General features: G+C 58.9%; 11 protein-coding genes. 9 read left to right on the forward strand and 2 right to left on the reverse strand.

Annotated features, from left to right (window positions below; all coding sequences use genetic code 11):
• Positions 1-168: 168 nt before the first annotated feature.
• Positions 169-1,131, reverse strand: a complete 963-nt coding sequence (locus WS57_RS14630) for a LysR family transcriptional regulator (protein WP_009687447.1) — start codon at positions 1,129-1,131, stop codon at positions 169-171.
• 384 nt (positions 1,132-1,515) lie between these two features.
• Here WS57_RS14630 and WS57_RS14635 point away from each other — a divergent pair, with 384 nt between their 5' ends.
• The 9 genes from WS57_RS14635 (at position 1,516) to WS57_RS14675 (ending at position 11,755) form a co-directional block, all read left to right on the forward strand.
• A complete protein-coding gene (locus WS57_RS14635) occupies positions 1,516-2,397 on the forward strand; it encodes a 3-carboxyethylcatechol 2,3-dioxygenase (RefSeq protein ID WP_069245421.1) in 882 nt (293 codons plus the stop codon).
• Positions 2,398-2,496: 99 nt separating this feature from the next.
• On the forward strand, positions 2,497-4,008 hold the full coding sequence (locus tag WS57_RS14640; RefSeq protein WP_069244450.1) for a 4-hydroxyphenylacetate 3-hydroxylase family protein: 1,512 nt from the start codon (positions 2,497-2,499) through the stop codon (positions 4,006-4,008).
• 63 nt (positions 4,009-4,071) lie between these two features.
• A complete protein-coding gene (locus tag WS57_RS14645; protein ID WP_009687450.1) occupies positions 4,072-4,599 on the forward strand; it encodes a flavin reductase family protein in 528 nt (175 codons plus the stop codon).
• Positions 4,600-4,637: 38 nt separating this feature from the next.
• Complete coding sequence (locus WS57_RS14650) at positions 4,638-5,471, forward strand: 2-keto-4-pentenoate hydratase (RefSeq protein WP_009687451.1); 834 nt, start codon at positions 4,638-4,640, stop codon at positions 5,469-5,471.
• A gap of 10 nt (positions 5,472-5,481) precedes the next feature.
• On the forward strand, positions 5,482-6,435 hold the full coding sequence (locus WS57_RS14655) for an acetaldehyde dehydrogenase (acetylating) (protein ID WP_069244451.1): 954 nt from the start codon (positions 5,482-5,484) through the stop codon (positions 6,433-6,435).
• Positions 6,436-6,488: 53 nt separating this feature from the next.
• Complete coding sequence (gene dmpG, locus WS57_RS14660; protein WP_230945489.1) at positions 6,489-7,469, forward strand: 4-hydroxy-2-oxovalerate aldolase; 981 nt, start codon at positions 6,489-6,491, stop codon at positions 7,467-7,469.
• Positions 7,470-7,559: 90 nt separating this feature from the next.
• A complete protein-coding gene (locus WS57_RS14665; protein WP_059601502.1) occupies positions 7,560-8,906 on the forward strand; it encodes an MFS transporter in 1,347 nt (448 codons plus the stop codon).
• A 146-nt stretch (positions 8,907-9,052) separates the two neighbouring features.
• The gene (locus tag WS57_RS14670) at positions 9,053-10,807 is read left to right on the forward strand and encodes an FAD-dependent monooxygenase (protein ID WP_069244452.1); all 1,755 of its coding nucleotides are present in this window, start codon (positions 9,053-9,055) and stop codon (positions 10,805-10,807) included.
• Positions 10,808-10,885: 78 nt separating this feature from the next.
• On the forward strand, positions 10,886-11,755 hold the full coding sequence (locus tag WS57_RS14675) for an alpha/beta fold hydrolase (RefSeq protein ID WP_009689576.1): 870 nt from the start codon (positions 10,886-10,888) through the stop codon (positions 11,753-11,755).
• Between the two features lie 289 nt (positions 11,756-12,044).
• Here the strand turns inward: WS57_RS14675 and WS57_RS37045 are convergent, their stop codons facing one another.
• Positions 12,045-12,299 carry a hypothetical protein gene (locus tag WS57_RS37045; protein ID WP_155755015.1) on the reverse strand — a complete coding sequence of 85 codons (255 nt, stop codon included), beginning with the start codon at positions 12,297-12,299 and terminating at the stop codon, positions 12,045-12,047.
• Positions 12,300-12,375: the final 76 nt, after the last annotated feature.

Genomic DNA, 12,375 nt, shown 5'->3' on the forward strand with positions numbered 1-12,375 from the left:
CGGCACGTTCGCGACTTCATCAAGTCCCAACCCGACCGTTCTTCGCCTCGGTGTGCGCACGTTGTTCTGAAGCGAGAGAGTGGCGCAAGGCGTTCGGGCCATTCAGACGAATGGGCCGCCAGGTTGCAATCATCGATGGCTACCGGCGCCCCGCATGATGCCTGACGGTTATGCTTCTTCGAACAGCTCGAAGGTATTTGCCTTCGATGTCTTGGACAGCCGTTCCGCCCCCAGCCACTTTCCACGCCTGAGAATGTCGTCCAAAAGTTTCTGGACGAGCTTTTGGCCTTCACGGACGGCCGGTGAATGAGACCTCGCGGTGTTCTCGCAGAGTGCCCAGGTCATGAACATCCCGCGAATAGGGCTCCAGGAAACTTCATCCTGGTAGCGCGAGTTACCGCTCACCGCGCAGCAGGGCGTGATGGTATCGCAGATACCTTGTCGAGCAAGCTCTATCGAGAGGTTCATCGCGTCAATCTCGAATAGCGTCTTGAACTGAAGTCCTCTTCTTTCAAGCGAGTTTTCAATCTGGGCGCGGATGACATTTGGCTTGCCGGGTAGCGCGAGTTTCAGGTTCTCCAGGCGCGACAGTGGAACCGGCCTGTCCGGCCTAAGCTGCGTGCTGCTGTGCGATACGAGAATGAGCGGCTCACGCACCAAGGGAGTATGAACGTAGCCCTGCGGCGGGTTCCCTTCAAAAGGCACTATTGCCAGGTCGAGCATGCCGGAATGCATGACTTCGCGCAGTTCGTGGCTAGCACCCTCATGGATTCGCAATGACACACCGGGAAACTCCTGAACGAGCTGCGAGATGTAGGCGGATGTGAACATGTGCTGCCAGGACGGAGCGACGCCGATGGACAACTGGCCTGCCGCACGGTCCCCAACCTCTTCAACAAGCTTGGACAGCTGACGCAGGATTGGGCGCGCGCGCTCCAATAGCAGTGTTCCCGATTCGGTGAGTGTTACACCGCCTTGCGTGCGGGTGAACAACTTCGCGCGCATCTGATGCTCGAGCAAAGCAATATGCCGCGACATCGCCGGCTGTGACAGGCGAAGGTCGCTCGCCGCCTTGTTGATGCTGCCGAGCTCTGCGACACGCAAGAAATATTCGATAAGTCTGGAATCCATTGTCTGCCTCCATTACGCCTTATTCGTTCAACACCGGCGCTTGTTATCGCATTTCGATTATAGCGTGATTGCGGAGGCCAGCATCATGTCCGGGGGCGCGATGATGCTTTTCGGGTTGTGCGCAAGCCATTGAAAACAAAGATATTGGTAGGCGGAGCTCACCCGTCGAGCCATTAAAAGCGAGGGTTTGCACTGATATCAAGGAAGTGGATGTCTTTTATAGAGCATCCGCATTATCGGCATAACGGGCACGTCGCTACTATTTGACCAGGGTCAAGCACTGGGAGCCGATAGGTGTTGCTGCAAGGAGTGGTTGAGCCGTTCCCGCAAGTCAGTCAAACCATGCCATCGCGCATGGAATCAAACATACATAGGAGACAGACCGTGCCACTGGCCGTGCTGAGCGCATCCCATACGCCTCTGATGAAAGACGGCGTCACCACGGATGATGTCCGCCTTGCTGTGAAACTCGGTTTTCGCGAACTCGCCGAACGCGCTGAGCAGTTCGAGCCCGACCTCGTCATCCAGTTTGCGCCTGATCACTTCAACGGATTCTTCTACGACGTAATGCCGAGTTTTTGCGTCGGCATTAACGCGTCGTCTGTTGGTGACTGGGGCACGTCCACCGGCGCGCTACCTGTTGCATCGACTGAAGCTCAGGAGTTGAGTGAATTCCTGGTTGAAGAAGGCTTCGATATCGCCGTGTCGTATCGCATGCAGGTCGACCACGGGTTCGTGCAAATCTGGGAAGAAATGTTCGGCGACTTTTCCCGATATCCAACCATCCCGATTTTCATCAACTGCGCTGCGCCGCCGCTTCCTACTTTCAGGCGCGCCCGGCTCCTTGGCGAGGCTGTGGGCCGTTGGGCCGCGGCGACAGGAAAGCGTGTGCTGTTCTCGGCATCGGGCGGCCTGTCTCACGACCCGCCCACGCCGAGCATCGCCACCTCCCCCGATGAGGTGAAGGAACGCCTCATTGACGGCCGCAACCCAACTGAGGAAATGCGCCACGTACGCGAGCAACGTGTCCTGACCGCAGGCGCCCTCGCGTATGCAGGCGAGCCGGGGATCTTGCCGGTGGATGCAGATTGGGACGCGACCTTCATCCAGCAGCTTCAGTCCGGAAACCTGTCGCAACTCGATGCGATGACGACGAAGGAGGTCCGCGAAAAAGCGGGCCGCGGCGGTCCGGAAGTTCTCGCCTGGGTTGCGGCCTTCGCCGCGCTTTCGGTCGACGGTGAATACAAGGCCGACCTCATTTACTAAGAAGCCATCCAGGGCTGGATTGCTGGCATGGCAATGATGTTCGCTCAATCGAAGAAACCGCGCGCATGAGCGCGCAGGTGCGAATACAGGAGATATGTCATGAGTATCAGAACAGGAAAGCAGTTCATCGAGGGTCTTCGCAATCGTCCGCGAGACGTGTGGGTGCGCGGTGAGCGCGTGGAGGACGTAACGACTCATCCGGCATTCAAGGGCGCTGTCGAGCAGTTGGCGGCGCTCTATGACACGCAGCATGACCCGGAACTGCAGGACAAGGTCACCTACGTCGTGCCGGAGACCGGTGAGCGTGCTGGTCTTGCGTTTATGCCGGCGAAGTCGGCTGACGACCTTCGCAAGCGTCGTGAAGCGTATCGCATCTGGGCGGAAACGAATTTTGGCCTCATGGGCCGCTCGCCGGACTTCATGAACGTCACGCTACTCGCATTCTGGGAAGCACGCGATGACTTCGCGAAAGGCGGCGAGCAGTTTGGCGAGAACATTGTCAAGTACTACGAGTACATCCGCGACAACGACCTCTTCCTGAGTCATGCGCTCATCACGCCGCAGAACGACCGCTCGAAGCAGTCGTCGGAGCAGGCGAGCATGCACCTTCGCGTAGTGAAGGAAACGTCGGGAGGAGTTTACGTCAGCGGCGCGCGCATGATTGCGACCCTCGGCCCAGTCTCCGACGAAATGATTATGTACAACCTGCCGCAGTTCAAGGCAGGCGATGAAGACCACGCGCTTATCTTCGCGGTCCCGACGGACGTGAAGGGTCTGCGCCAGATTGCTCGCGACCCGTACTACGTCGAGGCGCACGAGAGCTACGACCATCCGCTGTCGATGCGCTTCGAAGAAAGCGACTCGCTGCTTATCTTCGACAACGTCTTCGTGCCGTGGGAGCGTGTTTTCTGCTATCGGCAGGTGGAACTTTCGAACAAGCTGTATTCGCATACCGGAGTCCGTAATCACACCGCACACCAGACGAATACTCGTGCGCTCGTGAAGATGCAGTTCTCAGTCGGACTCGCCATTGCCGTGGCGAAGTCCATCAAGGCTGACCAGTTCCTCCACGTACAGCAGATGCTCGGCGAACTGCTTGGCTACATCGAACAGGTAAAAAGCGCGCTGGTACGTTCCGAGTACGAGTCCGAGCTTTCGGAAGTTGGCACCGTCCGCCCGTCGCTCGCTCCGTTGCAGGCAATTCGAACGATGCTTCCCTTCGCGTATCCGCGCGTCATCGAAGTGTTGCAAACCATCGGTGCGGGCGGCTTCATGCTTATGCCGAGCGGAGCTGATTTCCGTGCGCCGGAGCTTTCCGACGACCTCGCGCTGTACTACCAGGGTGCCGGTGGCATGCCTTCCGTGGAACGCGTGCGTCTCTTCAAGCTCGCATGGGACCTCGCGGGCGAAGCATTCGGCCAACGCCTCGTGCAGTACGAGCGCTACTACGCCGGCGACCCGGTCCGCAATCTCGCGATGAACTACCTGAGCAACCAGAGCCCGGACATGCAGCGCCTCGTGGATAACGCATTGGCACTCGCAGGCCAGCCGGAAGCGGGAAGAGACATCACGGCTAGCTCTGTCAAAGAGCTGGAGCCCGCTCTGGACTAACCAAGTCGATGTGGTCTGCGAACAGGGCCTGTTCCCGGACCACTCGCTGCACAGGAGCGAACCATGTCTTCAATCAACGTTACGGATGCCGCGTCGGAACGCAAGTGCGACATATCCGCGGCTGACTTTCGCCATGCACTCGGCCATTTCGCGACGGGCATTACCGTGATTTCGACGCTGGATGCACAGGGCAAGCCTTATGGCGCGACCGTGAGTTCGTTCGCGTCGCTGTCGCTCGACCCGCCGCTCATTCAGTGGAGCCTAACCACGACGTCGTACTCGTATCCCATCTTCAGTCAGGCAACGCACTTCGCGGTGAACATCCTGGCCTCGGACCAAGAGGATGTCTCGAGAATTTTCTGTAAACCGCTGGACCGCTTCTCGCATGTCGATTCGGTGGAAGGTATCGAAGGTCTTCCGCTCGTTGCAGGTTGCCTCGGCTGGATTGAGTGTGTGCGTGAACGCGAAGTCGAAGCAGGCGACCACACCATCTTCATCGGCCGCGTGCTCCGTACGCGGGTCGCCGAAAAGTCGCCGCTCCTGCATTGGCGGGGAGCGTACCACCCACTTGAAGTCGGCGCGCTCTCCTGACTTTTCCGTTGCTGCCGCAACACTCAAAGAGGTTTTCCATGTCTGACGCAACCATTGACCGACCGGCTCTCGATAGTGCGAACGTTGCCGCGCTGGCTGCGGAACTGCGTAATTGCTTCGAGACCGGGCAAACGGTTGCCCCCTTGCGCACACGCACCACGTGCGATGGCGTTGACACGGCGTACGCAATCCAGGATGCCAACACCAGCTTCTATGAAGGACAAGGCCGCCGCCTGGTCGGCCGAAAGATTGGCCTGACCTCCAAGGTCGTACAGGCGCAACTTGGCGTCGACCAACCGGACTTCGGGATGCTGTTCGCAGATATGGCGGCAGGTGAGGGCGAAGAAATCGCAGTGACACGTCTGCACCAGCCGAAGGTTGAAGCTGAGATTGCGCTCATCCTCGGGCAGGACCTCGACATCGAACGACCGACCATTGCGGATGTGATTCTCGCGACTGCGTATGTTGTGCCGGCGCTCGAAATTGTTGGCAGCCGTGTCTCGAACTGGGACATCCGGATTTTCGACACCGTTGCTGATAACGCCTCGTCGGGCATGTTCGTCCTCGGTGGTCCGGCCCGCCGAATTGATGACCTAGATTTGCGCGGTCTTCAGATGACGATGCGACGCGAGCATGCGGGCGTAACCACAGGCCCGAATGTGGTTTCCACCGGCAGCGGAGCCGCCTGTCTTGGCCATCCCTTGAACGCCGCGGTCTGGCTCGCGGGGGAAGTGGCAAGGCGCGGCCGCCCGCTCAAGGCCGGCGACGTAGTGTTGACCGGCGCACTTGGTCCGATGGTTGCGGTCACCGCTGGCGACACGTTCGTTGCCCAACTGTCGGGACTCGGCGAAGTCACGGCTAAATTCGTTTAAGAGGTTTGCAATGTCCAAAACCAAAGTGGCCATCGTCGGTTCCGGGAACATCGGTACCGACCTGATGATTAAAGTACTTCGCCTGTCGGACGTACTCGAAATGGGGGCTTTCGTTGGCATCGACCCTGAATCCGACGGTCTCAAGCGTGCAGCCCGTTTGGGCGTGCAGACGACCGCAGAAGGCATCGAAGGCCTCACGCGCATGTCTGGCTTCGAAGACATCAAGATTGTCTTTGATGCGACATCGGCTGGCGCCCACAAAAAGCACGACGCCATCCTGCAACAGCATGGCAAGCGCGTCATCGACCTCACGCCGGCTGCGATTGGCCCGTACACCGTGCCTTGTGTGAACGGCGAAGCCAACCTCGACGCACCGAACGTGAACATGGTGACCTGCGGTGGGCAAGCGACCATTCCGATTGTCGCTGCTATCAGTCAGGTCGCGATTGTCCATTACGCGGAAATCGTCGCGTCGATTTCGTCGCGCTCGGCCGGCCCTGGCACGCGAGCAAACATCGACGAATTCACGGAAACCACTTCAAAGGCAATTGAAGAGGTGGGTGGCGCGAGGCGTGGCAAGGCAATCATCGTACTGAACCCGGCGGAGCCACCGCTCATCATGCGCGATACCGTCTACGCACTTTGCGATAGCGCCGATGAGGAGGCGATTGCCGCTTCCATCGACGCGACGGTAGCGAAGGTTCACGCCTATGTTCCGGGGTATCGCCTGAAGCAGCAGGTCCTGTTTCACCATTACACCAAAGAGAACCCACTCTACATCGCGGAAATGGGCCAGTCGTTCAGCGGGACGAAAGTAACGGTCTTTCTCGAGGTTGAGGGCGCGGCGCACTACCTGCCGGCTTATGCAGGCAACCTCGACATCATGACTTCTGCGGCACTGTCGACCGCTGAGCGCATCGCGCGGCGTCAAGCGCAGGAAATTAGCAAAGCGGAGGCGCTGTGAGTACCGAAATCAAATCTAAGCTGTACATCCAGGACGTGACCCTGCGTGATGGTATGCACGCCATCCGGCATCAGTACAGTCTCGACCACGTCCGCGCCATCGCCAAGGCGCTCGATGACGCGAAGGTCGACGCTATCGAGGTCGCTCATGGCGATGGCCTTTCGGGTGCAAGCTTCAACTACGGGTTTGGTGCCCATACGGACTGGGCGTGGATTGAAGCTGTCGCCGAGGTCATCTCGCACGCGAAGCTGACCACGCTGCTCATCCCTGGTATCGGGACCGCACACGACCTCACGCGCGCATACGAACTTGGCGTGCGCTCCGTGCGCGTTGCGACGCACTGCACTGAGGCGGATGTCTCGAAGCAGCACATCGAGTATGCGCGTTCGCTCGGCATGGATGTTTCCGGCTTCCTCATGATGTCGCACATGGTCGTACCGGCCAAGCTGGCAGAACAGGCGAAGCTGATGGAAAGCTATGGCGCCCACTGCGTCTACGTGACTGACTCCGGCGGGGCCATGACGATGGATGACGTCGCAGCGCGCTTTCGCGCATACGACGAAGTGCTGAAGCCCGAAACGGAGCGTGGCATTCATGCTCACCACAACCTTTCGCTCGGCGTCGCGAACTCCATTGTCGCTGTCCAGAACGGCGCGATTCGTGTCGATGCAAGCCTCACGGGCATGGGTGCAGGCGCTGGCAACGCGCCGCTCGAGGTGTTCATCGCCGCTGCAGACGCGCACGGCTGGAACCACGGCACTGACCTTTATGCGCTGATGGACGCGGCTGAAGAACTGGTTCGCCCGCTTCAGGACCGTCCCGTCCGTGTGGACCGCGAAACGCTCAGTCTCGGCTATGCGGGCGTTTATTCCAGCTTCCTCCGCCACGCTGAAGCCGCTGCCAAGCAGTACGGCCTCGACACACGGACGATTCTCATCGAACTCGGCAAGCGAAAGATGGTTGGCGGTCAGGAGGACATGATTGTCGACGTCGCGTTGGACCTGATTCGGCAGCGTGACGAACACGCAGTCTGAAATACAGCAGAGCAGTTGATAAATGACCGGGCTCGAGAACGAGCCCGGCAATCACAAGAAGAAAAATTCAATCCATGTTTGGAGGAAGACATGAACGAGTATGTTGCTTCGGGAAACGATAGCGACGCCATAAAGCGTCGTGCCTACCGGAAAGTCTGGTGGCGCATTATTCCTTTGTTGTTTATCTGCTACGGCATCGCATTTATCGACCGTATTAACCTTGGCTTTACCAAGCTTCAGATGAGCGACGCGCTCGGCATCAATGCTACGTGGTATGGCATTGCGGCCGGGGCGTTTTTCATCACTTACGCACTCTGCGAGATTCCCAGCAACATTCTTCTGGCGAGGTGGGGAGCGCGTATTACGTTTGTCCGCATCATGTTTCTGTGGGGACTCGCAACCGCCGCCACGGCATTCATCACGAACGTTGGGCACCTGGTGACGCTTCGCCTGCTGGTTGGTGCGTTTGAAGCGGGCTTCCTGCCGGGTATCGTGCTCTATCTGACGTTTTGGTTTCCCGCGAGCATGCGCGCTCGCGTCACCGCGGTCATCTTCGTTGCCAATGCTGCAGCGGGCTCCGTCGCTGCGCCGATTAGTGGCTGGATTCTCAGCAGCATGAACGGCGTTCTGGGGCTCGAAGGGTGGAAGTGGGTGTTTATCCTTGAAGGGCTGCCTGCGTGTGTCATGGGCCTCGTCTGTCTTAAGGCGTTGCGCGACCGACCGGAAGAAGCCGAATGGCTCACGGACGTTGAAAAGGCAGCAATCAAGGCGGACCTTGCAACGGAAGCGGTGACGCATCCCGACCATTCAGCGGGTGTGTTCCGTCAGGTCCTCGGCAACCCGATTAACTACATGGTTGCCTTCCTCTTTTTCACGGCAATCTGCAGCAACTACCTGCTCTTCTTCTGGCTCCCAACTATCGTCAAAGAGACTGGCGTTGCTTCTCTCGTGAACGTTGGGCTGCTCACGGCAATTCCTCTCGCCATGGGCTTCGTTGGTGCCGTGTTCCTGAGCTGGAGTTCCGACCAGCTCAAGGAGCGTCGCTGGCATCTGGCGCTTTGCTTCTGCCTGATAGCGCTGGGCCTGATTGCGAGCACGTCGACGCATTCCCTGCCGCTGATGCTCGTCTCGTTTGCTATCGCGAGCTTCGCAACCGGCGCGAGCGGCCCGCTTATCTGGGCGATTCCCCCGGCGTATCTCGGCAAAAAGGCTGCGCCAGTCGGTCTCGCTTTCATCAGCACGCTCGGCAATATCGCCGGCTTCGCGAGTCCGCCGTTGCTTGGCTACATCAAGACGACGACCGGAAGCTTGACGCCGGGCGTTATCGGAATCGCTGTTCTGTCGGCTGTAGGCGCTCTCTGCATCGCCTTTGCCTTCCCCGAGCAGGCGGTCCGCGTGCGTGGTAAGGAAGTGCCAGGCGGTCTTGAGCAGGCTTAAGGACGCAGTCACGAGCGTAGAACAAGACCACTTTAAGAAGAAGGGGGCGCCCTCCAGGCGCCCTGCACGCAAAGTTCGTGTGCAGCCAGTGGGAAGTACCCAGGGATGCGATTTTTGATAATTTTGATGAGACACTGGATGTGACTATGGGTAACACCGCCGAATTCGAAACCGATGTACTGATTGTTGGGTCCGGCCCGATGGGCGCAACGGCCGCTTTGGCACTAGCCACCTACGGCGTTCGTACTCACATGGTGTCGCGCTGGAACTGGCTCGCCAATACGCCCCGTGCCCACATCACGAACCAGCGCACCATGGAGGTGTTTCGTGACCTCGACATCGAAGAAGAGGTCATCCGAAATTCGACGCCGTGGGACCAGATGGGCGACAGCCTGTTCGCAACCAGCCTCGCCGGCGAAGAGCTGATTCGCATCCGCGCATGGGGCACGGGTGACGAGCGCCACGGCGATTACGTCAAGGGCAGCCCGTCTCCGCTGGTTGACCTCATTCAGCCGAAGATGGAGCCCATCCTCTTCACAAACGCGGCTGAGCGTGGCGCGTCTTTTGCGACGAACACCGAATATCTCTCTCACACGCAGGACGAGACTGGCGTGAACGTTCGGCTGCAGGACCGCATCACGGGGAGAGAGTATTCCGTCCGAGCCAAGTTTCTCGTCGGTGCAGACGGCGCGCGTTCCAAAATCGCCGAAGAGCTTGACCTCAAGATTGAGGGCGAGATGGCGCGTGCGGGCACGGCGTATGTCATCTTCAATGCCGACTTGTCTAAGTACGTAAAGCACCGGCCCAGCATTCTGCACTGGATTGTCAGCCCGCACGCGAGCTTCGGAGAAATCGGCCTTGGTCTCCTGCGTGCAGTCAAGCCATGGACCCAATGGATTGCGGGGTGGGGTTTCGATATTTCGAAAGGAGAGCCGGACCTGAACGACGAGGTAGTCCTCGAGAAGATTCGTGTTCTCGTCGGCGACCCTAAACTCGAAGTCGAGGTGGTGCTCAGCTCCGTCTGGTACGTCAACCAGGCCTACGCGACGTCATATTCGAAGGGCCGCGTGCTCTGCGGCGGCGATGCCACTCATCGCCATCCGCCCTCAAGCGGCCTTGGCCTCAATACCTGCGTTCAGGACGCGTTCAACCTGGCGTGGAAGCTCGCGTACGTTATTAAGGGGCATGCAACCGAGAAGCTGCTGCAGACCTATTCGGACGAACGCGCACCTGTCGGCAAGCAAATCGTGCTGCGCGCAAATCAGTCGCGCAAAGACTATGCACTTATCAAAGAGGTGTTCAGCGTTGAGGGTGCAGAAAACCCCGTGGCTGCTGGCATCGCGCGCTTCAAGGACGCGGGACCGGAGGGGGCGAACGCGCGCCGCCTGGCCGGTGCGGCACTCGAACTAAAAAACAAGGAATTTAATGCACAGGGCGTCGAGATGAATCAGCGTTACGTTTCTACTGCCGTTGTGCCCGACGCGCATTCGTCTCTGGAGGAATGGAAGCGCGACCCCGAGCTCTATCTTCAGCCGACGACCCGACCGGGCGCCAAGCTTCCACACGCCTGGCTCATCAACTCGACCGGCATGCGTGTGTCCACCCTTGACGTCGTCGGCAAGGGCAAGTTCACCATCTTTACTGGCCTTTCCGGAAAAGCATGGGCTGACGCCGCAGAGGAACTGGATTTGCCGTTCCTGCGCACGGTGGTAATTGGGCAGGATGACTTTCAGGATGTCTATTGCGACTGGCAGCGTCAGCGTGAAATTGAAGAAGCTGGAGCGCTACTGGTGCGGCCGGATGGATACGTGGCATGGCGACAATTTGACGGTGTATCCAACCGCGCTACCGCGCGACAGATGCTTCAGTCAGCGCTCGAAAGCGTGCTGGGCAGGGTTTGAGAATTCTCCCGGCCGTAGTTTGAATGCAGCGGCCAGTGCCGCTGCTCTGTACCACCTAAAATTTCACAGGAATCGAGTATGAGCACGAATACTGCACTCACCGAAGCTTCCACGAGCAAGTTCGCTCGCATCAAAGAAGGCGACCTCGACCTTCAGATTCACTACAACGATATGGGCAACGGTCCTGAGACCGTCGTGATGCTCCATGGTTCTGGCCCGGGCGCAAGCGGCTGGGCGAATTTCAACCGCAATCTGGAGCCGCTCGTCGAGAAGGGCTATCGCGTCATCCTCATGGATTGCCCGGGCTGGAGCAAGAGCGACCCGATTGTTTGCACGGAGAATCGCTCAGGGCTGAATGCGCGTGCACTGAAAGGTCTTCTCGATACCATCGACGTTCAGGGTCCCGTGCATATCATCGGCAACTCGATGGGCGGCCATACGGCGGTAGCATTCGCACTCGCAAACCCGCAACGCGTCGGTAAGCTGGTGCTGATGGGGGGCGGAACGGGCGGCCCGAGCCAGTTCGTTCCGATGCCGACCGAAGGTATCAAGCTGCTGCAGGGCCTCTATCGTGTGCCGACGATTGAGAATCTCAAGCGGATGATGAACGTGTTCGTCTACGATGCGAGCAGCCTCACGGAAGACCTCTTCCAGACCCGCCTCGACAACATGCTGGCGCGCAAAGACCACCTCGAAAACTTCGTGAAGAGCATCGACGCAAATCCGAAGCAGTTCCCCGATGTGGGCCATCGCTTGTCGGAAGTGAAGGCGCCCACGCTAATCATCTGGGGTCGCGATGACCGCTTCGTGCCGATGGACGTCGGTCTGCGCCTCCTATGGAGCATGCCGAACGCTGAGTACCATATCTTCAATCGCTGTGGCCACTGGGCGCAGTGGGAGCATGCCGATAAATTTAATCGTATGGTTCTCGATTTCTTCACGCACTAAACGCTAGAGCATTCGCTGCCCAGTACCAGCGAGTATTGAGCCGGGAGCTTCTGGCAAAACTCGCATGAGGGAGAGGTCCTCGGCACAGACGCGTGTAAAGCGCGATAAAGGGGATGAGACGCCACCCACGGAACCTGTCGGGCGGCATAGCCCCGGAGGCGCGAAGCATCATCGGCACGAGACAGGCTTGTTGCGGCCGATTTTCATCAGATCGATGAGATTACGGCGAAGTGCCGTGTGCGCGAGCACGCCGGGTGAGCTAGCTAATGTCGCTGCGCTGCTCGTGGGTTCAGAAGTTGGCTTCGTTACCCGCAGCGATTCCCTGATGGATGGTGTCATTACCGTTGGGTACTTGGTTTTGGCCACTGGCTTTAGCGCGGATGGCGCGTCTTCCCTCGGAAGCGGTCATTGTGCGGTCCCTACGCGGAATGACCGCTTCGGGTTGCGGATTCAACCGGTCGACAACCACACGTGCGTATTTCGGACGAACGTGACCGGCCGTTTCGGGATCGTGACCGGCGATTTCGGCAACGTGACCGGTCATTCCGGGAACGTGACCGAGCGGACCGGAAGGCAGGATTGGCGTTGCGCATGACATCAACCACGCGGGCTATGCTCGC

This window comes from Burkholderia pseudomultivorans, assembly GCF_001718415.1.
In the GTDB taxonomy this organism is placed as follows: domain Bacteria; phylum Pseudomonadota; class Gammaproteobacteria; order Burkholderiales; family Burkholderiaceae; genus Burkholderia; species Burkholderia pseudomultivorans_A.